We start from the raw sequence: 22,468 nt of genomic DNA, 5'->3' as shown, positions 1-22,468 counted from the left end.
GCTATCGTGGTCCGGGATTTAACAAAACCGATTTGTGCGGACGTGGGTTCAAGGCCTGAATAGGGTCGAGTCGGAAGGACTGAACGCAGCCTATCGGTGTTGAACGAATGCTGAATAGAGTGCAACCCAATCACCCTTTGCCCGTATGCAGTGCATAAGAACGCAATAACGACTCAAGCAGAACCGACGGATTTAACGGCCATGACGATGAAATATGACTAAGCCAGACCCGCCCTCAGCCGAATACTTTCAGTTCGGCCGACAACGCTTAGACCCGCAAACGGTGTGGGAGTTTGCCCGAACGGCGATGCAGCCGGATGCACATTGGCAACTGGAATTTGCCACGGAAGCGCTCGCGCGTATGCGTTCCAGCGCGGATTTGGTTGCGAGAATGGGAGAGGGCGATGCATTGATTTACGGCGTGAATACCGGATTCGGCCATTTTGCCGAACGCCGAATTGCACCGGATCAGTTACGACAGCTCCAAATCAACCTGATTCGGTCTCACGCGTGCGGCGTCGGTGAGGAGGTATCTCGCGATATCGTGCTGGCTTTATGGCTGTTGCGTCTGCATACCATTAGTCGTGGCTTTAGCGGCATTCGCCCGGAAACCGTTGATTTTATAGTCCGCTTGTTGAATGCGGGGATACTGGGTTGCGTTCCGTCGCGCGGCAGCGTTGGCGCATCCGGCGATCTCGCGCCTTCGGCTCATGCAGTGTCGGTTCTTATCGGGGAAGGGTTTTGCACCCGCCCGTTGCCGGCGGGAAACGGATTCGAGCGCGTCTCCGCAGAGCGAGTGCTTGGACAGTTGGGTTTGCAAGCCATGTCATTGGCCCCCAAGGAAGGGCTGGTCTTGATCAACGGCACCCAATATACCACGGCATTGGCGCTTAAAGCCTGGTATGAAGCGAAACAGTTGCTGCGCGTCGCCAATTTAGCCGCAGCAATGAGTATGGAAGCCACTGGCGGTGCACTGTCGGTATTGGATGACATAGTCTTGCAGACTCACCACCCGCAAACCTTGACCGTCGGGCGGGAAATCGCCGCTTGGCTGGCCGGCAGTAGCTGCGCTCAACGCGCCAAGACGGAACGGCGTTTCATACAGGCGCCTTATTGTCTGCGTTGCGCACCTCAAGTACATGGCGCGGTTAAATTGGCGATCGATTCCGGCGAAACGACCTTGGAGGCCGAGATCAACGCCGTTTCCGACAATCCTCTGGTGTTTGCCGATGCGAACGGCGGCGAAGTCCATTCTTGCGGTAATTTTCATGGCATTTATCCGGCACGCGTTAGCGACGATCTGGCTTCCGCATTGACCGTTTTAGGTTCTATCTCCGAACGTCGGATCAACATGATCATGGATGAGCGTTTAAGCGGCCTGCCTTGTTTTCTAACCGAATCCGGGGGCGTCAGCAGCGGCATGATGATGGTGCATGTGACGGCCGCGGCCCTAGCCGGAGAATGCAAGCTGCTCTGCGTGCCGGCCGGCATCAATTCCATTCCCACCAATTGCGATAGGGAAGACTTTGTTCCCATGGGGCCGGCCGCAGGTTTGAAGGCTTTACAAGTCGTGGGCTATGTCCGGCAAATATTAGCCATCGAACTGCTGGTCGCGGCCCAGGCTTTGGATTTACGCCAAGCGGCGGCCTTACCCGATAGATTGGCCGGAATACATGGTCTGATACGCCGCGAAATTCCGTTTTTGGCGGAAGACCGGTCGCTGTCTTCGGATATCGCGGCGCTGGCGAAGTTTATCGCTAGTGAAAGCTTTAATGCCGAATTGGCCGAGGCCAGCGGAAATATCTCCGAGTTTGACGGCTGAATGCGTCGGCTATCACTTATTCGTCGCCGGCATTGGCCGAAGAAGCGAGGCGACATTGTTCCGGTATTCCGTCCTTGAACGATGCGGCGATACTCATAGGCACTTCCGTAATTCCCTGGAGTAAAAATAGGTAAGCCTGACCGTCTATGCAAACCTTACGTAACCGCCAGGTCTGGACGTGGCCCTGAATGTTGATACGCTCCAGGCTTATTTGATCGAGCGGCAACGAACGCGCGTCCTGAGGCTTTGCGTCGGCGACGAGCGGCATAAGCATTAGGAGTGAACCCAACAACTTTCTATTCATGGCTGTTTCTCCGACTGATTAACCTGGAAAGTGCAATCAAACCGATTAAATCCGGTTCAACGCAGGTTAACGATAAGTTGCGCAGGACGGGTATGCTACCTGAGATTGTTGCAAACTAGCCAGCGCTATTTTGTGCTAGCGCTTCTGCATTAATTTCAATAAACCCTTTATGAGTACCAAGGGTGCGGGCGGGCAGCCGGAGATGACCAGGTCGACCGGAATCACATTGGATACGGCGCCGCAGCTGGCGTAAGACACGCCGAATTCGCCGCCGCAGGCGGCGCAATCGCCGACGGCGATCACCCATTTCGGATCCGGGGTGGCTTGATAAGTGCGCAGCAAGGCGGTTTGCATGTGGCGCGATACCGGCCCCGTGACCAGCAATACGTCGGCATGGCGCGGGGACGCCACAAAATGGATGCCGAAGCGTTCGACGTCGTAATAAGGATTGTTCAGCGCATGGATTTCCAATTCGCAGCCGTTGCAAGAGCCAGCATCGATTTCCCGTATTGCGATGCTGCCGGAAAATTTGCGGTCGATATGCCGTTTGACTTCAAGGCCCAATTGTTGCAATTCATCGTCTTTAGGCGGCTTGATCCGTTCCGTGACGATGCCGGTGGTCAGGATTTTTTTGAATAGTCTCAACATGACTGTAGCCTATAAATCGTTGCCGGAATAGGAAGCGTTCACGGATTTGTTGCAGACCGGAAAGTCCGGCACGATGTTGTCCAACACCAGTTTTTCCAACACCGGCCAGTTGAGTTGGCTGGGGTCGCGCGGATAAAAACGGCTGATGGTGTCGTCGCCGCCAAAGCGGACGAAGGTGACGATTTCGCCGCGCCAGCCGTCGACTATACCTAAACCCGCGCTGCCTTCCGCAGGCGTTCTCCATTTCGTCACGATTTCGCCCGGTTCCAATAGATTGATGAATTGTTCGATCAACTTCATCGAAGCCATCATTTCCTTATAACGTATCCAGAAGCGCGAGGCGATATCGCCTTGTTTTTCCAACGCCACTTTGAAGGTGACTTGGTCGTAAGGCGCATAAGGCGCATCGCGGCGCACGTCGAAATTCTGGCCGCTGGCCCGCCCCACATAACCGACTGTGCCGTAGGCCGACGCGATGTCCTCGGATAAAAAACCCGCCGTATATAAGCGGTCTTCCAGAGACGAATTCAAATCCAGCGTCGTGATAAGGTCCGACAACTCCTTTCTGAGCCTAATGATGTCTTGTTTGAGCATGTCGCAATCCGCATCGGACAAGTCGGATTCGATTCCACCCGGTATCACGCAATCCATCAACAGTCTATGCCCGAAGATTTTGGCCTGAGTCCGCAACCAGTCTTCGCGCAAACGGGAGAATTGGATCTGGGCGAAGGTGAAGGCGACGTCGTTGCAGATTGCGCCGATGTCGCCCAAATGGTTGGCGATCCGCTCGCGTTCGGCCAAGATACCCCGGATCAACGCGGCGCGCGGCGGAATGCTCAGGCCGGCGGCCCGCTCCATTGCCATGCAGGCCGCCCAGCTATGGCTGACCGTGGTATCGCCGGAGACTCTGCCGGCCAGCCGGGCTAGCGCACGCGGGGATCGGCCTTCGGCAATTTTTTCGATGCCTTTATGCACATAGCCCAGGCGTTCTTCCAGATTCAGGATCAGCTCGCCGACGGCCTGAAAACGAAAATGGCCGGGCTCTATGATGCCGGCATGTACCGGACCGACCGGAATTTCGTAGGTACCGGCGCCGTGGGACTTGACGAACACGTAATCGGTATCCGGCGGCGTGACGTCTTCCGGCTGTCCCAGCACGGCAAAATCCTTACGTAAGGGATAATCATGTTTACCCCAGGCTTTATGCCGAGTCCAGGGCCGGTTATCGGGGTGGCCGGTAAAATTGATGCCTAACATATCCTGGGTATGACGTTCGCTTCGGTCGGCGGCGGGATATACGATGGCCTGGCTGGGCAGTTCGGGATAAGCTTGGTCCAGCAGGCAGTACAGCCACAAATAAGTCCCTTGTTTTTCCAGCAACGCATGAACCGTGAAACGGTCTCCGTCGTGCTCGGCCCAACCGGCCGACCAGCGCGCATCCCGTTGCAAGGCCAATTCGGCCACATGCTGCCAGGTTTGGCTATCGACTTGCCAGGCGGTTATTCGGACTCCAGCGTTGTTTGCCGATGCTTCAATGGATATTCCGTTTTCATCCAAGGTTTGTTGCAATTCAATCAGCCAATCGATGGTGTTCATAACGGCATGCTCCCGGAGATTAGATAGGTGGCCTGCGAAAACCAGTTGGCCAGGAAACCCGGTATGGCCAGGCCCAGCCACAAAACCAGCGCCAGATGTATCATCACCGGCCACAGATTGGCATGGATAGCTTGCTGGCCTTCCGGCCTATCGCCGAAAACGATGGGCTGGATATGGCGGAACAGGCCGGCGAAGGCGATGCCGATGCCTAACAGCAGCAGCGGTGTCAACCACGGATAGCTATCCATCGTCGCCAGCAATACCAGAAATTCGCTGGTAAATACGCCGAACGGAGGAAAACCGGCAATGGCGACCGTGCCTATCAACAGGCCCCAGCCGATCTCGGGCTGGGTCTTGATCAAGCCGCGTATCTTGTCCATATTCTGAGTGCCGGCCAGTTGCGAGGCGTGGCCGACGGTCACGAATATCGCCGATTTGGTCAGGGAATGCACGGTCATGTGCAATAACGCGGCAAAGGTTGCCAGCGGCCCGCCGATGCCGAAGGCGTAGGTCATGACGCCCATGTGTTCGATGGAGGAATAACTGAATAGGCGTTTGATGTCTTTTTGCCGGTGTAGAAACAAGGCGGCCACCAAGAACGACAGCAAGCCGAAACCCATCATCAGCAAGCCCGCCATGTCCGTGTGAGTGGCGCCGTCCACCAGCATCTTGTTACGCACCACCGCGTACAAGGCATCGTTAAGCAGCAGTCCCGACAGAATGGCCGACATCGGCGTAGGCCCCTCGGAATGTGCGTCGGGCAGCCAGTTGTGCAAGGGGACCAAGCCAATCTTGGTGCCGTAACCGACCAGCATGAAAACAAAGGCGATTTCCAGGATATCCGGATTCAATTTATCGGCGTGATGGTAGAGCACAGACCACAATAATGCAGTGCTGCCATCCCCGATTTGACTGGCGGCGTAATAAAGCAGGATGGTGCCGAACAGCGCTTGTGCGATGCCGACGCCGCATAAAATAAAATATTTCCAAGCCGCTTCGATGGACTCCGGCGTGCGGTACAGACTGACCAACAATACCGTCGCCAGCGTCGCTCCTTCCATGGCCACCCACATGATGCCCATGTTGTTGGTCGTCAACACCAGATACATCGCCAGCATAAAGCCTTGGTACATAGAGTAATAAAGCCTCATGCGTCTTTCGGTCAATTTGCCAAGCTGCCTTTCATGCTCCATATAAGGCGCCGAAAATATCGCGGTGGTCAGGCCGACGAAAGCGGTCAAAACGATCAGATAAACATTGAATGAATCGACGATGAAGGCCCGGCCGCCGGATAAAATGGTGCCGTTATTTAACACATTAACGGCCAACCAAACCGTTGCGGCCAGCGTAACGGCGTTAAAGCGGACATTGAAGCGGCCGGTTTCCGGTTTGTGGCCGAAGAACGCAAAAAACACGATGCCGATAAAAGGAACGAGCAAAACCAAATAGGCGGCAATCATTGATCGACCTCGTGCAAGCGGTTTAAACGATCCACGTCCAGCGAATCGATGCTGGTGCGGATGTGCAGGAAAAATATGCCGAACAACACGGCGGCGACCAGCACGTCGAAGGCGATGCCGAGTTCCACGACCATGGGCATGCCTTTGGTAGCGACGATTGCGGCAAAGAACAAGCCGTTTTCTATGGACATGAATCCGACCACGTGCGCGATGGCCTGCCGATGGGAAATCATCAACAGCATGCCCAGCATGACAACCGACAGGCTAACGGCCAAGGCATTCAGCATGATAAGGGTAGAGCCTTGCACGACGGGATGCAGCACATAGTAACTGAATACCATCAGGCCGGCGCCGAGCAACATGACGGCAGTTTTGTTTTTTAAGGCCTCTACATCGCGGTGCATATTCATCACCAAGACTTGCCGCCTCAGCATCCACGGAATGAACGCCACTTTCAGCACCAGCGTCAGAAAGGCGGAAATATACAAATGATGGTTGTTCAAACTGTAGGCGGCGAGTGCCGTGGTCAAGGTCAATAACAATCCCTGCAGCGTGAAAACGAAAATCAGCCGTAACAATCGGCCTTGGCCCAACATCAGAAACGAAGTGAGTCCCACCAGTGCCGCCATCGATAAAATGGCTTGGGTGTAGAAATCCAGTTGTTCGATATTCATCAGCGCGAGGCCTCCAGAATAATATGACTCAACATTCCCAGCAAACCCAACAGATAGGCGAAACTGAGATATTCCTGCACTCTGAACAAGCGCATTTTCGCCACCAGGGTTTCGGCAAAGGCCAGCAGTATCGCTAACACCGCCAGCTTGCCGGTGACGGCCAACAGTCCGAAACCGAGTGATTCGGCGGTAAAATCCCGGGCGATGCCCCAAGGCAGGAAGATATTGGCAATCAACACCCCGTACAGCATCAACTTCAACTGGCTCGCCCATTCGATCAAAGCCAGATGACGGCCGCTATATTCCAATATCATCGCCTCGTGTATCATCGTCAGCTCCAAGTGGGTGGTCGGATTATCGACCGGTATCCGGCCGGTTTCGGCGATTGCCACCAGAATCAAGGCAAACATCGCGAAGATGAACGACGGCCTGAGTACCATACCTTCCGTCAGCACATGCTGTATCGCCAGCGATAGATTAGTGGTCGAAGCGGTCATGGTCAGCGTAAACACCGCCATCAGCATGGCCGGTTCCGCCAGCGAAGAAATCGTCATTTCCCGCGACGAGCCCATGCCGCCGAAAGCCGTGCCGATGTCCAGGCCGGCCAAGGCCAGGAAAAACCGAGCAAATGCAAAGAAACCGACCAGCACGATCACGTCGGCGCTCGCGGCGGTCGGCAATTCGACCGCGATTAGCGGCACGACCGATGCCGCCAGCACCATCGCCGCGAACATGATGTAAGGCGATTGCACGAATATCCATGAAGCATGCTCGGCAACGACCGGTTGTTTGCGGGTCAGCTTCAGCAGATCGCGATAAGGTTGCAACAGCGACGGTGCCTTGCGGTTTTGCAAATGGCATTTGCACCATTTGATCCAAGCGCTCAACAGCGGCGCCAACGCGACGAATAAAACGGTTTGAAGGACGGCGACTAACCAGCTCATTAACTGACCACCCATAGCATGATGATTAAGGTGACAAAGGAATATCCAAGGTAAACCCGGATGTTCCCGGTTTGAATGCGGCCGACCTGTCTCGCCAATTGATTAATGCCCTGTGCGACGGGCTGATACAGTTTGGGCCAGCTGTGGTCTTGTATCTGTAAACGATACTGGATGGAAGCGACATTCATGTTGACCGCACCTTTTCGCTCCTTGTCGATTTGCTCGTCTATCAGCCAAACCTTGGCGAATATGCGCCGAAACGGCATGGTAAATGCGCTGGAACTGTATTGCATGCGGGACGTCAGGCCGCCGAAACCGCAGTCCCAGGCCGGCGAGCTGCGCATCGTTTTCGTGCTGGGATCGCGCCGCAAATACCAAAATAGGATGCCGGCCGCGACCAGCACGCTGATTAACACCAATACCGGGGAATAAGAGGCTTTCTCGGCCGACACCGGCGCCAGCCACAACCAACTCAATGTATTCGCGCTGGGCAAGGTCTGCCCCAACAATTGCTGAGCGACATGATTCAACAGATGAATGACCGATGACGGAAAAATCCCGAACAGGAAACAACATCCCGCTAATATCGCCATGCTCAGCAACATGCCTTTGTCTTCCACTTCCTTGGCTTTATCGGCATTGCGCGAGCGGGGTAAGCCCAGGAATATCAGGCCGTATACCTTTACGAAACAGGCCGCCGCCAAGGCTGCCGTCAACGCGAGGCCGGCAGCGGAGACCGGAATCAAACTGCGCAACACGCCGTTATTCAGCGCGTCGACTTGCAACGCGGTTTGGAATGCCAGCCATTCGGACACAAAACCATTGAATAACGGCAGCGATGAAATACTCATGCAGCCGATCAAAAACAAGACACTGGTCTGCGGCAGGCGCCTGATCAAACCACCCATGCTGTCGATATCCAGACTATGCGTTTGATGCTGCAACACACCGGCACCCAAGAACAACAAATTCTTGAACAGGGCGTGGTTGAAGGCGTGAAACAACGCGGCCAGTAAACCCAATGCGGCCAATTGCGGAAAGCCGTTGGCCATGAATATCATCGAAAGCCCCAATACCAGGAAAATCACCCCGATATTCTCGACCGAACTGTATGCTAAAAGACGTTTCAAATTGGTCTGCATCATCGCATACAAAATCCCGCCCAAGGCCGATACGGTGCCGAGCATCAACAGCGCCACACCCCATTGCCAATAGACATCGGTCAGCAAGTCGAAGCAGAATCGGATCAGGCCGTAGACCGCCACTTTCAGCATCACGCCGCTCATTAGGGCCGAAATATGCGAGGGCGCCACCGGATGCGCTTCGGGCAGCCAGACGTGTATCGGCACGATACCGGCTTTCATGCCAAAACCCAGCAGGGCAAGGGCAAAGGCGATACTCGCCCAGGTCGCGGGCAAACGAGCTCCCCGCATCGAGTCGAAGGAGATGCCGTCGGAAAAGCCCGCCAACACCCCGAAGCCTAAGATGATGGCCAATGCGCCAACCTCGGCCATCAATAAATATAAAAATGCCGCTCTTCGGTTCGCCGGGTTTTCGTGCTGAAATGCCACCAGAAAATAACTGGCGACCGACATCAGCTCCCAGGCGACCATAAAAAAGAACGCATCGTCCGCCAGCAACACCAGCAACATGCCGCAGACGAACAAGCCGGTAAACAGGCCCAGTACGGCGAAAGGGTGTTTTTCTTCCTCGTAGGCTTCGACATAGCCCGGCCCGTACAGGCTGACCGTAGCGACCGCAATGCCTATGATCACAAAGAAAAAGCCGGATAAACCGTCGAAGCGTACGTGCCAGGGTAACCAAGGTAAACCAAGGCTGAGTTGACCGGTAACGGTCGTTTGCCCGATCAAAACCGCCAAGCCGGCCAATACGGCGAAGATGCCCGATATCCCCAGCAACGCGAATACGGCTTTTCGTAACAGCGCGGGATATCGGCTCTCATCCGGAAACCGCCCCATAAGCTCCCGGCAATATCGATGCTCTGGAAAACGGCTTAAATAGCGGTCAGCCAGAGCGAGCAGCAGAGGTCGTTGTCTAGCCAAAAGCGCCAGCAATCCTGAGGCGAAACTAAGTAACACGGCGGCATAGGCCAGTATCAAAATCATATTGCTAACTCGTTGTCGAAATGACTGGGATCAGTGAGTTGAAACTGTCGTTCGATTACTTCAGCCTGGAATTATCCGAAATCGCTTATACCCTTTCATGACAATTTGCGCCGAGATGCCAGGTGATGATTCGAATAGGCTCGGTGTTCATCCAATCCGACAATATCGCAATGGCCGCCGTTGTGAATATATTCGTTGGTAAAGTGGTGAATGAATTCCATCACGGTATGATCGATCAATTTAGCATCGCTCAAATCAAAAAATACATTTTTTTGTGCAGGAAAATCGGCCAGCAAACTTTTTAGACTGATGATATTGGAAAACACCGCGGCGCCGCTGACTTTGATGTGATAAGTGTCTTCGTCGGTTTGGCTGACATCGTAGGCCATCGAAAACAAGTTGTGCGGTTTCAGGCCGCGGGCAAAATGCATCAGCAATTTGACGACGATGCCGATCGCGACGCCGATCAACAAGTCCGTAGCCAAGACTCCGATGATCGTGGTCAAAAAAATCACGAAATTATCCAAACCGACTTCCAACGTTTTGGCGAATTCCTTGGGCGAAGCCAGACGAAAGCCGGTAAACACGAGCAAGGCCGCCAACGAAGCCAGCGGAATTTCGTGTATCAACCTCGGAAACAAGGCCACGAAGAGCAGCAAAAAGCCACCGTGAAAAAAGTTCGCCCAACCGGTTTTGGCGCCGTTATTGATATTGGCCGAACTACGGACGATTTCCGCAATCATCGGCAAACCGCCTATCATGCCTGAAGCAATGTTGCCGACACCCACCGCGGTTAAATCGCGATTTAGGTCGGAATCGCGTTTGTAAGGATCTAACTTGTCGACCGCTGCCGCGCTTAACAGGCTTTCCAGGCTACCCACCAAACAAATTGAAACGACCGCCACCCAGAATTCATAAGTTGCGATTTTGGAAAAATCGGGAAAATAAAAGCCGGCCGTAAAATTTTCCGGAACGGCGACCAAAAATTTGGGGCCGACGGTAAATTCGTGATGCGGCAAGAATTCCGCATCCGGCAAAAACAAATATTTGTGCGCATGATCCAAATCGTAATATTGTCCCAAGGCCAGACCTATCATGACGACCAAAATCGGTGCCGGAATCATTTTCAAATATTTATTTTTGATTAATGCCCAAATCACCATCAATCCCAGGCCGATAATGCCTATGACCGATACTTCGGGGTTCATTTCGATGATCGAGTGCGGGATTTCGGCGATCGTGCCGATTAAGGAATCGGCCTCCGGTTTGACGCCGAGCAAGGTATGAAACTGCTTGGCCATAATGATGATGCCGATAGCGGCCAGCATGCCGTGGACGACCGAGGTCGGGAAAAAAGCGCTAAGCTTGCCGGCCTTGAATACGCCCATCAATACCTGCAATATGCTGGCAATCACGATCGCGGCTAGCGTATAGCGATAGCCTGCCATCGCATTGCCTGCACCCAAAGACTGTACCGCATCGAGAATAACGACAATGAGTCCGGCTGCGGGGCCGTTAATCGTTACATAAGAGCCGCTGACACGCGATACCACCAGTCCGCCGATGACGGCACTGATAATCCCGGCCATCGGTGGAAAACCCGAGGCCATGGCAATCCCCAGACAAAGCGGCAGCGCAATCAGAAAAACCAGAAAACCGGACAACAAATCACTGCGCCAGTTTTCGACAAGTCCGGCAAACCCGGTTTTAGGCGAAACTGCTTGAGAATAGGCCGACATAACACATTCCGATTAGATGAAAACATCGATTCGTATGCAAGTGTCAAGCCATAACAATTTGTTATATATATTAGTTGCTTATGCCAAGTCGCCGCGGTAAGTTCAGCATATCCACCAAAATCGCGGTCGATTAGAACCAGTGGATGGTTTATTTGAACCGGAACATTTCGATGGCGGATGCGCATTTCGACCGGACAAACGGACGTTTATGGCCTATGTTTACCGAATTACCCGGGATCGACGCTCGTTTTAATTCGAACGAACGGGGTGCAAAAAAATTGCTCGCGTCATTAAACTGAATGCGTGCCGCCGCTGTGGTTAAGTTGTTGCAATATTCAGCCGGTCGGCGAGCAAGCGCAAGTCCATTTTTTATCCAGCGGAGAATTATATGAGGCTAATCCACATCGCACCCCTGCTGATAGTTATGTGCTCATCTCATTTTTTAAGCGGTTGCGCTTCCAACGACATTTATCGAAGCGATTACACATCGTGCACTGTTTCCGAGGAAAACCGCTGCGATAAAAATTCGCTTCAAATACACCATCCGGGAACATCCATGGAGTATAGCTTAGGCTTTGTTGAAATAGACGACCAAGGCCAGATGCGCGATCGCAAGCAGATGGATGCCTTGCTGGATTCCTTGTACCGGCGGGCGGGAAAAGAAAGTTTATTGTTAACCGTTTTCGTGCACGGCTGGCATCACAATGCCAAACCGGGCGACAAGAACATCGAAAGCTTCAAAAATAACCTCGCAATGCTCAGCGCGATCGAGCATCGGCCCGGAGGAAACGAAAAACCTCGGAAGGTTGCGGGTATCTATGTGGGCTGGCGTGGAGAATCGATCGATGTTCCTCCGTTCAACTATCTAACTTTCTGGGATAGAAAAAATACCGCTCAGGATGTTGGCTACCTTGGCATTAGCGAGTTGTTAGTCAAATTGGAAGAAATTGCCAATGTGAATAACGTGATGTACCCGGACGCGAAAAGCCGCCTGGTTGTTATAGGCCATAGCTTCGGCGGAGCCGTGGTGTTTAGCGCGACCTCACAAATATTGGCTAGCCGCTTCGTCAACAGCGGGAAAGGCAAGGCCTACACCGGCGATGCCGACGGCTTTGGAGATTTGGTCGTCCTGTTAAACCCCGCGTTTGAAGCGCTCCGCTACGCGCCTTTTTACGACATGGCGCAAGCTCGCTGCAGTTATTTTCCATCACAAACGCCGCGTTTGGTCGTGTTGACTTCGGAAGCGGACGATGCGACCGGCACATTATTTCCGTTAGGTCGGATTTTCTCTACCGTTTTCGAGACGCACGACGATATTAACCGTGAGGATTGCGGCTTCGCGCTTGAATTGGATGAAGGAGAAGCCGACCGCAATACCATAGGTCACTATCTTCCCTTAATCAGCCACACCCTGAAACCTTTCGCCGAGGAAAAAGGCTTTCGAATTGCTAGTCACGACAACATCAAAAACATCTGGAGTACGCAGTCACGGGGCGGTTCGACCGTATTCGGATCCACGGTATTGACGCATCTAAAAAAAACTACGCCACAAAACCCCTATCTAAATATCAGAGTCGACGAGGAAATCATTAGCGACCATAACGATGTATTCAACGATCGGGTGATGGAATTTATACGTTTGTTGATTACTCTGTCGACAAGCGATTAAGCGGGACGATATTTGCCGGTTCCGCCTGCTTTAGTTTGACGCTATAAACTCCGAAACCAAAATAAGAATACTTGAAAACGCGGCAAGATAATTTATTTTATAGTGATTTATAATATTCTAATTTGTCTTGCTGAAAAAAATAGACAAGCTACCTTGTTTTATCTAACATATTTCTTCGCTGGCTTGCGTAAAGATTATGTGGGTTGGGTTGCGCATACATTACGTTTCCTCAGCAATTAAGCAATTATTGAATTAAATATTTATTTAGATTCGGCGAAGAATAATAATTTGGCATGAATTCTTAGTTCTAAATTGTTAATGTTTAAATTTTGGAGGTTATATGAATGGTAAACATGTAGTTGTTGTCGTTAGCGCGATGTTAATTTCAGCTCCGGTTATTGCAAAAAATATTAAAGGTTGTCCGGTTACCCACGATCAATTATCGGCGGCTTTAACCGCGGCGCAAGCTCAAAACAACGGGGATTTAAGCTTGGATATGTGGGCCACCGTGGTCACGAAAGAAGGTAAGGTATGTGCGGTTGCAAAAACCGGTGCCAAGTTAGCTGACCAGTGGCTCGCGAGCCGGGTGATTTCGGCTCAAAAAGCTTATACCGCAATGAGTTTGAGTAATAACAAGGGGTCGTCCGCAACCACAGCTACGCAAAGCTTCGGTTTTACCAGCGCAGGACTTTACCTTGCGACTCAACCCGGCGGCTCGCTGTATGGCCTTCAGCATAGCAACCCGGTCGATACGAAATTCGCATACGCGGGAAGTAGCAGTAAGTTTGGCACAGCTAACGATCCGATGCTCAATAAGTATGTAGGAGGCGTCAATGTTTTTGGCGGCGGTTTGCCATTGTTTGATGCCAATGGCCAAGTTATCGGCGGTCTCGGTGTTAGCGGCAATACCTCTTGTGCGGATCATAATATCGCCTGGCGTATAAGAGGTTCTTTTGCTGACGATGGTTTGGCTCAAGGTGCCGGCATAGAAGTTGGAATCGACTACGCCGGCGGCTATCCGTCGTGCGATGATGGCGCTAAAGAACTTTGGTATTCCGATATCATGAACATTTCGCAATATTTTTAGAATTTAACGATGATGATTTCTTCCCCCGGTTTTGCCGGGGGAATATTTTATGCCGGTCCCACCGATTCTCCGAAAGCATGCGTGTCGTTTCATCAATTTGCTCGATAAGCAAGCACACGGCCTGTTTTTTACGCCAACGGAAAAGATAATCGCGTATGGAGCAAAACTATATAAAACTCTATTGCCGTACGGTAATGGCATGCCTTCAACCTGGTTTAATATGCCAGTATTCATCGACGGGTGGCGTTATGAACAAGTCTTGACCGGTTTGATTAAATTTTCAGACTAGGGTTTTTAACCTTATTCATTTATTGCTTTAGCTTGTCCGGTTTTAAATATTTTGCTCAAAAAAATAATTATTATATTAGTTCTATCCGCCGCGGTATTCGTATTATGGTTAATCGAGACCGGATATTGGTCTGAATTGAGGTTTTGGTCGTCAACCGAGCCTAATTATCGAGAGAAGAAATCTCAAGTCAAACCGGAGAACATTGACTCGACGCGGCTACTCGAAAGATTTCAGACAGCCCAATCGTACGAACCCACGCCTGAACAAATAGCGGAAGATCAAGCTTTTGAATCGGAACAGGTCGATTTAGCAAGACAATGGTTGTCGGACCTTGATTTAGAGAAACGCATGGAAGGTTTGGAACAATTGACCGCTTATCCATCTCCGCAGTCCGAGCAGATGATGGTAGACATTTTGCAAACGGATATGTCCGATGAGATGAGGGCGCTGACCGCCGATTATTTGTCTTATATCGAGGAGCCTTCATTAGCGACGCAAAATGCGCTCATTGACGCGTTAAACGACCGCAACGAAGATGTAAGGTCGAATGCGCTGAATACGCTGGAGTCTTATCTTGCCTCCTTGGACGAAGATAGCGCAACGGCGCGGCGCATCGTTAATTCGCTAAAGAAGCAATCGAAAAACAAACAGTTGCCCGGCGACATCCGGCAAGAGATTAAAGCATACTTAAGCGAGCAAGACGAAAATTGATTTCGTTGCGAAGCTTATTCGTCGCAGACGTGTCTGGGCTTGCCGCCTTCTGTCTGCGGCTGCGCAGTGCCGGGTAGGTTCGGTATCATATCCCGCATGCCCTCGCCGCAATTCCGCATGTCCTGCATTATCTCGCTGTTCATTGACTCTTTACCGAAAGCCATGGCCCTGGCCATGGCGGCATCGCGCTTGCCGGCAGCGCAGAGCGCTTTGACTTCAGCGTTCATCGCTTCGGCTTTTTGCTGAAATGCGGCCAATTCCGCCTGATCGATATTGGCCATGCACGCTTGCATTTCTTGCGCTTGTTGCATCATTTGCTGCATTTGGGCTTCATCCATCGGCATACCGCCGAAATTCTGGGCAGTCGCGGCGACTGGGGCAACAAATAGACCGACAAATAAAAATTTGTTCATAGTGGATCTCTTGACATAATTTGGTCTGTGTTCAAGCAAATTAATTTTGCAAATATTGGTTGATTTCGAGTAAATCCTGGTCAGTCAAATTACCGGCCGCCTGTTTTAGTTTGACGCCGTTAATCAGATATTGATAACGACTTTGCGCATAATCGCTTTTGGCCCGGTAATAATTACGCTGGATTGTCAGCACGTCGACCATGGTGCGGGTACCGACTTCAAGACCGGCTTCGGCCGCTTCGACCGCCAATTCACTGGACGCCGTCGTGGTTTTTAACGCCTTAACTTGATCGACACTGGCAACGACCCCGCGATACGCGTCTTTGACTTCACGGTTGACGCTACGCTTGACTTTGGTTAATTCTTCCTTTGCGGCTTCGTATTCGTATTGAGCTTGCCGGGTTCGGGATACGGTATCGCCGCCTTCGAACAGCGGCATGTTTAACTGTACGCCGTAGTTTTCATTATCGCCGCGAAAGCCAAACAGGTTTCCGTTGTCCTGTTGCCGGTAATTCGCCACGAAATCGATGGTCGGTAAATGTTTGGACTGTTGTATTTCAATGGTTTTCCGAACGAATTCGGCTTGATTGATTTGGGCGACGATAGAAAAATTGTTGCTTTCGGCCGCGGTCGCCCATGCTGAAATATCATTCGGCAGGGGGGGGCTCAAAGGTATTTCGGGGGTCAATTTTTTTAAGGCGGCAGGGTTGTCGCCAATAATTTCCCGCAACACCTCTTTACTATTGTCGACTTGATTTTCAGCCTCGATCACCGCCGCTTGCGCACGGTCAAACGCGGCTTGTGCTTCGTAAACGTCGGTTATCGCGATGATGCCCACATCGAAGCGTTGTTTGGCTTGTTCAAGTTGTTTTTCGATCGCCTTTTTTTCGGCATTGATGAATTCCAGATTATCCTCGGCCGCCAACACATTAAAATAGGCCTCTACCGTTCGGGTCATCAGACTTTGCTGATTGGCCTGAAATTCGGCTTCAGCCTGGGCTATCTTATTATCGGCTTGGTCCAGTTGCACCCAGTGACTCCAGTTAAACACCGGTTGAGTCAGGCTGATCACCAGGCTGTGGTCCCAGAAATGTTGTAACAACGCACCGGTGGGGCTTAAATAACTTTGTTTCGTACTATTTAAACGATTCTTGAGGCTGCTCGCGGACAAGCCGAGATTAGGCAACATTTGTGCGATACTCTGCGACTTGAATTCTCCGGCCACCGACTGATTGATATCGCTGATTTTGAATTCGGGATCGTTTTGCAACGCGAGTTGATAAATTTCCATCAAATCTTCGGCCCAAGCCGTCTTCAACGGTATTGACGCTAGCCATAGCGCCGCCAACAGTCTTATCATTGGGATATATTCCAGAAAGGGATGTGAAACAAATAAATATTATGGCCTAAAATACAGCTACTTCTATAGATTAAGTTAAGTTTGGAATAAGGTTAGGCTTTCAAGATCAATTCGTCAAAACCAAAAAACGACATAGAGCAAATATGACAATAAAAGTAACTAAAGCTGTTTTCCCGGTTGCCGGTTTAGGTACACGTTCATTGCCAGCGACTAAGGCAGTCGCCAAAGAAATGCTGCCGATAGTCGATAAGCCGTTGATTCAATATGCTGTAGAAGAAGCGGTAGCTGCCGGATTGGACACGATGATTTTCGTCATCGGCCGCAATAAAGAATCGATAACCAATCACTTTGACAAATCCTACGAATTGGAAAAAGAGTTGGAAAAAAGCGGAAAGACCGAGTTGTTAAAAATGCTGCGTGAATTATTGCCGCCGAATGTTTCCTGTGTGTACGTCCGCCAAGCTGAAGCCTTGGGACTCGGGCATGCGGTACATTGCGCCAAGCCGGTCGTCGGTAACGAGCCGTTTGCGGTCATATTGCCGGACGATCTGATCGAAGACGGCGAACGGGGTTGTTTAAAACAAATGGTCGATTTATTCAATCAGGAACAAAGCAGCATTCTTGGGGTTGAGCGTGTCGACCCGCAGGAAACCCATAAATACGGGATCGTTGAATATACCGAAAAAGCGCCGCGCGTGGGGATTTTGAAATCCATCGTGGAAAAACCCAAGCCCGAAGTGGCTCCGTCCAACAACGGTGTAGTCGGACGTTATATTCTGACGCCGGCAATTTTCGACAAAATCGAAACCACCGAACGCGGCGCCGGCGGCGAAATCCAATTGACCGACGCAATCGCGGCACTGATGAAAGACGAACAAGTATTGTCCTACGAGTTTGAAGGCAATCGCTACGATTGCGGCTCTAAATTCGGGTTCTTGCTGGCGAATGTCGAATATGGGCTGTTGCATAAGGAAATCGAGACCGAGTTCGCCGATTACCTGAAAGATCGCGTCAGCAGAATCTAAGCGGAAACTTCCGAACGCCGGCCGGTTACAGGTCGGCATTCGAGCCCGTCATTAGGCGTAAAGAAAAGAATTTTTCCTATGGCAGCATGGGTCTTGGATGGCGATAATATCCGGTTTGCATCGGACTTTGCTATCTATTATGAGTCTTCGATATCAAATCATCTTACGCGTGCTGCTCTCATCCGCTTGCCTGTTGGTGCTCGGAGGGGCCATCGCTATCTGGCAAGCCAGACAGGCCGTTGAAAAAGAGGTCGACGCGTCTATCCACCTGGCGCTGCAGCTGATCAAGCTAGGTATAACGGGCACGCCGCAGACGCTGGATGATTTATCCCGTTTCGGAGCCTTGCGTCAGACACGCCATTTAAGCATTCAAATCCGAAAGCCGAACGGGCAACTGATGCAATTTGCGGCCCGTCGACAACCGAGCCATCCGGAAGACATGCCGCCGGCCTGGTTTGTTAATTGGGTGAAAAGCGATTATCCGGAAGTCGAGCACCGTTTAACCACCGCGGACGGCGAAACCTTGACTCTGGTCATCAAGGCACAGCCCTTGGATGAGATTTCCGAAGTCTGGCAGGAAAGCCAGGTTTTTTTTGCGTCGATTTCGTTATTGACCTTATTGACTTTTCTGGTTGTACATTTGGTGATGAATAAATCGCTCAAAGCGATCGATGCGATTGTCGATGGCTTGCATGTGGTCGAAACCGGGCAATACAGACAACAACTCCCATTCTTTTCCATCGCCGAGTTCGACAGTATCGTCGGCGCCATCAATCATATGACGGCGGAATTAAAAAAAGCCCAGCAGGAAAACCGCGCTTTAACTCAGCATTCAATGGCGATTCAGGAAGACGAGCGGCAACGTTTGTCGCAGGAATTACACGACGAATTCGGCCAGTCGCTGACCGCCATTAAAGTCATGGCGACCACCGTCGCCAAGCCGAATGTCGATATCGGCAAGATCAGCGCCACCATTATCGAGGTCTGCGATCATTTGATGCTGGTTCTGCGCTCCATGATGCAACAATTGCATCCTTTGGTCTTGTCGGAGCTGGGGCTCAAGGCGACCCTGGAAGACATGGTGGATCATTGGTCGGAACGTAATCCCGAGCTGGATTTACAGATTCACTGCGACGATGCCGTCGATAGTCTGGATAAAAACGTGACTCGACAGGTTTTTCGGGTCATACAGGAATGTTTGACCAACGTGATTCGACACGCCGAGGCTCGGCGGGTGTCGATTCGTCTGACCTTGCTTGAATCCGATAAGGTACTGGAGCTCACCGTTGAAGACGACGGCCTGGGCTTTGATGTGCGTAACATCGATCTCGGTTTCGGTTTGCGCGGCATGAAAGAGCGCGTCAGTTCGCTCGACGGCGAGCTCAAATTCGTATCCGAGCTCGGCAAAGGTACTACGGTTACGGCTTGGGTTCCTTGTGCATAATGGATAGGATTCGAATCATTCTGGTGGACGACCATAGCGTGGTGAGAGCCGGATTTAAAATGCTGCTGGCGACGGATAACCATATTGAAGTCATCGGCGAAGCCGAGCGCGGCGAGCAAGCCATTCAACTTTGTCAGGAATTGAAACCGGATATCGTGGTAATGGATATTTCCATGCCCGGTATCGGCGGACTGGAAACCATACGCCGTATCGTCGCGCGCGACCCTGAAGCCGCTGTATTGGTATTCAGCGTGCATAGCGAGCAAGTGTACGTCAGCCGCGCCTTAACGGCCGGCGCAAAAGGCTATATTACCAAGAACAGTGCGCCGGCAATACTGGCCGAGGCGATTGGCGCGATTATGCGGGGCGAGACCTATGTCGAAACCGGTTTGATAAAGGTAGGAGGCGATCATCCCAAGCCTGACGACTATCAGGCTGTCATTTCCAAATTTTCCGCGCGCGAATTCGATGTGTTTAACTTACTGGCTCAAGGTATGACAGTGCATAAAGTGGCCGATCAACTTTGCCTTGGGCACAAGACCGTCGCCAACTATGCCACGCAAATCAAGAAAAAACTTAAGGTGAATACGACCGCCGAGTTGGCGCATATCGCGGTGAATTTAGGCATGATGGTGCTTTGATCTGCAATTCTAGAATCGAAATCGACCGGAGAGTGTCGGCTTCCGGGTACGACTTTTACGCCGCGCTTTACCGCATGAGCCAACATCGCCCGCGACGGGTCGATCCCGACCGTACGCCCAGCGGTCCCGCGAAGCGGCCGCTGCCGACGCCGATTTCAAGGCCGTTTCCTTGCCACGGCACGAAGGGGCGCACGGCCAACAGTTCCGAAATATAAGCGGCTCGGTGTTTTTCGAACCACGCTTCGTGGCGTTGATGATGGGCATTGAACGCTGCCGTTTTGGATTCGATATCGATCATGGCGAAAAGCACCGGCTTAGTTTGTCTTGTGACCGCCGCGACGTCTGCCTTGCCTTCTTAGGTAGCCGCCGGCCTGTCGCCGCGTTCCGTCGCCCGCGCCTTGCGCGCAGCGCTGGAAGGCGGGCAAATGATGTAGCTGCGAGGCGTCGCGAAGATTGCGGAACACGGCCAAAATGTCGGGACGTTGGGTGGCCTGCGTCAGACGTTGGTAGATTGCGGTATTGGCGATTTCGGCGGCGACGCCGGCTTCGCAGGCGGTTTTCAGGTCCGGATAGCGGTTGACCTTGCCGGTCCAAGGATTTTCCGGCACCGTTATGCCATAGTGGGCGAAAAGCGCATAAAGCGCCTCGATGTGTCTGGCCTCGGCTTCGCGGATGTTGATAAAAGGCCTGACCTCACCGAAGTCGGCGATGATTTGATCGTAGGTTGCCAGGGCTTTATATTCGTCGTCGAGCGCTTCTTCGAGCGCGCGGATTTCGGTTTCGCTTAGATTGCTCATGTCCTTAAGCTCCAATATGAAAAAATGCGATGGTGATGATGCCGGCCAGCAATAACGTCAGCTGGCGTAGGGAGGTGTCGGGGCCTGTTTGCCGGTGCAGTGAGGGGATCAAGTCTGCCGCCGCGATGTAAATGAAACTGGCGGCCGATATTGCCACGATGTACGGAACCGCTGCGCTGGTTTCGCCTAGCCACAAATAGCTGAGCAGGGCGCCCGGCAGCGTGGCGGCGGACGATAATCCATTCCACAGCAGGGCTTTGTTTCGGCTGTAGCCGCTGTCGAGCAGGATTGCAAAATCGCCGACCTCTTGCGGGATCTCGTGGGCGATGACGGCTAAGGCCGCTGCGATGCCGAGCGGAATTGAATTCAAAAACGCTACGGCGATCACTACACCGTCCACGAAGTTATGAAAAGCGTCGCCGATTAGAATCAGCGGCGCAGCACTGCGATGGATTTCGCAGTCGGTCTGATGACAATGGCGCCAGATGACCAGCTTTTCCAATATAAAAAACAATACAAATCCGCCTAGTACAGCAGGCATCACGACGTTTGCTGGCGCCAGTTTCAGACCGGCAGGGATCATGCCTAGGAAAGCGGCGCCGAGCAGGGTACCGGCGGCGTAACTGATTAAATTAGGGATCAGTGTCTTACGAATGCCCTGCGGAAAAAATAATAACAAGGCCGAAATGCCGACAGCGCCGACGCTACCCAATAAACTGAAGACGAGTATCCAAAGTAACATCCGATTTACCTCGATCTTTGATTACGGTGTGCAACTTGAACTTTCGCTCAGGCGCGGCGAATCCAAATAAGGTGTTTCGAGCAAAGGCCTTATAGAGTTTAGCAGGCTATTGCAATGCTTAAACGCACTTTTGCACGGATTCCGCTTTTAAAGCTAAAGCAAACTCGGTCTTTGTTATGGATGGCTGAGCAAGGAATCGCAACGGCATGACCGGATAGGGCGCTTGCGCCGGGTATATCGGAGTATCGAACGGCCGCCGCCATGCGTATCTAAATAGACAGAGCCGTTCATGTGTTCAATCCCTGTTTGCTTTTAATTTTCGAATTAGCCGTTATCATTCAGGAAACCAAAAATTTAAATTCAGCCTATATCGATGAGTTCAACGGACATTAACAAAGACGCGCCTTCGGTCGATGTGATTATCGAGGTCCCGCGCGGCAGCTTTCTAAAGCGCGGTTCCAGCGGAAAATTGGATTTTATCTCTCCGTTACCCTGTCCGTTTAACTACGGCTCGGCGCCGGGATTCATCGGCCTGGACGGCGATTTTCTGGACGCCGTTGTGCTTGGCCCCAGGCTTCCTCTAGGCACAACGGTTTCTGTTTACGCTTGGGGCGCGGTTGGAATGATCGACGGCGGAGAGTACGAGGACAAGCTGATCTGCGGCCGCACGCCAATATCCCCGCGCCAGCGGCAACTTATTCTTCTGTTTTTTGTGATTTACGCAAAGGCCAAATATCTGCTGAATCTAATCAGAGGCCGCAGGGGACATAATAGCTGCGAAGGCTGGCAAGATGCTGCGGGCGCGCTGGCGAGAGCGAAGCCCCGTACTGATGATTAAGAAAAGGTCTTTAAATAGTTGAAAGCTGATTTACAAAGTCGTTCGGCATAGACGGGTTTGACAGCCCAAGCGTTGCACGCATAGACTCCCCGGACACGCGCCAGGTAGCAATAACCGGAGCGGCCCATGATAATCAATG

General features: G+C 51.9%; 21 protein-coding genes. 8 read left to right on the top strand and 13 right to left on the bottom strand.

Annotated features, from left to right (window positions below):
• Positions 1–214 precede the first annotated feature (214 nt).
• Complete coding sequence (locus tag ACW73I_RS12855) at positions 215–1,822, top strand: HAL/PAL/TAL family ammonia-lyase (RefSeq protein WP_458029782.1); 1,608 nt, start codon at positions 215–217, stop codon at positions 1,820–1,822.
• Positions 1,823–1,838: 16 nt separating this feature from the next.
• On the opposite strand, the gene ACW73I_RS12850 is transcribed toward ACW73I_RS12855, so the two are convergent.
• The 8 genes from ACW73I_RS12850 to ACW73I_RS12815 all read right to left on the bottom strand — a co-directional run bounded on the left by ACW73I_RS12850 (position 1,839) and on the right by ACW73I_RS12815 (position 11,313).
• Positions 1,839–2,126 carry a hypothetical protein gene (locus tag ACW73I_RS12850; protein WP_458029781.1) on the bottom strand — a complete coding sequence of 96 codons (288 nt, stop codon included), beginning with the start codon at positions 2,124–2,126 and terminating at the stop codon, positions 1,839–1,841.
• A 135-nt stretch (positions 2,127–2,261) separates the two neighbouring features.
• On the bottom strand, positions 2,262–2,774 hold the full coding sequence (locus ACW73I_RS12845) for an NADH-quinone oxidoreductase subunit B family protein (RefSeq protein ID WP_458029780.1): 513 nt from the start codon (positions 2,772–2,774) through the stop codon (positions 2,262–2,264).
• A 9-nt stretch (positions 2,775–2,783) separates the two neighbouring features.
• The gene (locus ACW73I_RS12840; protein ID WP_458029779.1) at positions 2,784–4,370 is read right to left on the bottom strand and encodes a hydrogenase large subunit; all 1,587 of its coding nucleotides are present in this window, start codon (positions 4,368–4,370) and stop codon (positions 2,784–2,786) included.
• Complete coding sequence (locus ACW73I_RS12835; RefSeq protein WP_458029778.1) at positions 4,367–5,830, bottom strand: hydrogenase 4 subunit F; 1,464 nt, start codon at positions 5,828–5,830, stop codon at positions 4,367–4,369. The genes ACW73I_RS12840 and ACW73I_RS12835 overlap by 4 nt, the downstream gene beginning before the upstream one ends.
• Positions 5,827–6,504, bottom strand: a complete 678-nt coding sequence (locus ACW73I_RS12830) for a formate hydrogenlyase (protein WP_458029777.1) — start codon at positions 6,502–6,504, stop codon at positions 5,827–5,829. Before ACW73I_RS12830 ends, ACW73I_RS12835 begins: the two co-directional genes overlap by 4 nt.
• A complete protein-coding gene (locus ACW73I_RS12825; protein ID WP_458029776.1) occupies positions 6,504–7,448 on the bottom strand; it encodes a respiratory chain complex I subunit 1 family protein in 945 nt (314 codons plus the stop codon). The genes ACW73I_RS12830 and ACW73I_RS12825 overlap by 1 nt, the downstream gene beginning before the upstream one ends.
• On the bottom strand, positions 7,448–9,574 hold the full coding sequence (gene hyfB, locus ACW73I_RS12820; RefSeq protein WP_458029775.1) for a hydrogenase 4 subunit B: 2,127 nt from the start codon (positions 9,572–9,574) through the stop codon (positions 7,448–7,450). The genes ACW73I_RS12825 and hyfB overlap by 1 nt, the downstream gene beginning before the upstream one ends.
• A 95-nt stretch (positions 9,575–9,669) precedes the next feature.
• Positions 9,670–11,313 (bottom strand): SulP family inorganic anion transporter, encoded by a 1,644-nt coding sequence (locus tag ACW73I_RS12815; RefSeq protein WP_458029774.1) that lies wholly within the window; start codon positions 11,311–11,313, stop codon positions 9,670–9,672.
• 556 nt (positions 11,314–11,869) lie between these two features.
• On the opposite strand from ACW73I_RS12815, the gene ACW73I_RS12810 reads away from it, so the two are divergent.
• From ACW73I_RS12810 to ACW73I_RS12800, 3 genes are all read left to right on the top strand, one after another.
• Entirely contained in the window at positions 11,870–12,982 is a 1,113-nt protein-coding gene (locus ACW73I_RS12810; RefSeq protein WP_458029773.1) for an esterase, read from the top strand.
• Positions 12,983–13,322: 340 nt separating this feature from the next.
• Positions 13,323–14,069 carry a heme-binding protein gene (locus ACW73I_RS12805; protein ID WP_458029772.1) on the top strand — a complete coding sequence of 249 codons (747 nt, stop codon included), beginning with the start codon at positions 13,323–13,325 and terminating at the stop codon, positions 14,067–14,069.
• A gap of 637 nt (positions 14,070–14,706) precedes the next feature.
• Entirely contained in the window at positions 14,707–15,069 is a 363-nt protein-coding gene (locus ACW73I_RS12800; protein ID WP_458029771.1) for a HEAT repeat domain-containing protein, read from the top strand.
• 14 nt (positions 15,070–15,083) lie between these two features.
• On the opposite strand, the gene ACW73I_RS12795 is transcribed toward ACW73I_RS12800, so the two are convergent.
• Positions 15,084–15,482, bottom strand: coding sequence for a hypothetical protein (locus tag ACW73I_RS12795; RefSeq protein ID WP_458029770.1), 399 nt, complete (start codon positions 15,480–15,482; stop codon positions 15,084–15,086).
• Positions 15,483–15,522: 40 nt separating this feature from the next.
• A complete protein-coding gene (locus ACW73I_RS12790) occupies positions 15,523–16,842 on the bottom strand; it encodes a TolC family outer membrane protein (protein ID WP_458029769.1) in 1,320 nt (439 codons plus the stop codon).
• A 143-nt stretch (positions 16,843–16,985) separates the two neighbouring features.
• On the opposite strand from ACW73I_RS12790, the gene galU reads away from it, so the two are divergent.
• The 3 genes from galU (at position 16,986) to ACW73I_RS12775 (ending at position 19,952) form a co-directional block, all read left to right on the top strand.
• Positions 16,986–17,867 (top strand): UTP--glucose-1-phosphate uridylyltransferase GalU, encoded by an 882-nt coding sequence (gene galU, locus ACW73I_RS12785; RefSeq protein WP_458029768.1) that lies wholly within the window; start codon positions 16,986–16,988, stop codon positions 17,865–17,867.
• Between the two features lie 139 nt (positions 17,868–18,006).
• Positions 18,007–19,311 (top strand): ATP-binding protein, encoded by a 1,305-nt coding sequence (locus ACW73I_RS12780; RefSeq protein WP_458029767.1) that lies wholly within the window; start codon positions 18,007–18,009, stop codon positions 19,309–19,311.
• The gene (locus tag ACW73I_RS12775) at positions 19,311–19,952 is read left to right on the top strand and encodes a response regulator transcription factor (protein ID WP_458029766.1); all 642 of its coding nucleotides are present in this window, start codon (positions 19,311–19,313) and stop codon (positions 19,950–19,952) included. The genes ACW73I_RS12780 and ACW73I_RS12775 overlap by 1 nt, the downstream gene beginning before the upstream one ends.
• A gap of 67 nt (positions 19,953–20,019) precedes the next feature.
• On the opposite strand, the gene ACW73I_RS12770 is transcribed toward ACW73I_RS12775, so the two are convergent.
• From ACW73I_RS12770 to ACW73I_RS12760, 3 genes are read right to left on the bottom strand one after another with little or no spacing between them, the layout of a single operon-like run.
• Positions 20,020–20,250 (bottom strand): hypothetical protein, encoded by a 231-nt coding sequence (locus ACW73I_RS12770; RefSeq protein WP_458029765.1) that lies wholly within the window; start codon positions 20,248–20,250, stop codon positions 20,020–20,022.
• A 16-nt stretch (positions 20,251–20,266) separates the two neighbouring features.
• Positions 20,267–20,749: a ferritin-like domain-containing protein gene (locus ACW73I_RS12765; protein WP_458029764.1), complete on the bottom strand. Its 483-nt coding sequence runs from the start codon at positions 20,747–20,749 to the stop codon at positions 20,267–20,269.
• Between the two features lie 4 nt (positions 20,750–20,753).
• The gene (locus tag ACW73I_RS12760) at positions 20,754–21,491 is read right to left on the bottom strand and encodes a ZIP family metal transporter (RefSeq protein WP_458029763.1); all 738 of its coding nucleotides are present in this window, start codon (positions 21,489–21,491) and stop codon (positions 20,754–20,756) included.
• A 373-nt stretch (positions 21,492–21,864) separates the two neighbouring features.
• On the opposite strand from ACW73I_RS12760, the gene ACW73I_RS12755 reads away from it, so the two are divergent.
• Positions 21,865–22,329 carry an inorganic diphosphatase gene (locus ACW73I_RS12755; protein ID WP_458029762.1) on the top strand — a complete coding sequence of 155 codons (465 nt, stop codon included), beginning with the start codon at positions 21,865–21,867 and terminating at the stop codon, positions 22,327–22,329.
• Positions 22,330–22,468 lie beyond the last annotated feature (139 nt).

The sequence above is a fragment of the Methylomonas sp. MgM2 genome (assembly GCF_054172045.1).
Note: the sequence above shows the minus strand (reverse complement) of the source record. Positions and strands in the feature narration are given on the sequence as shown.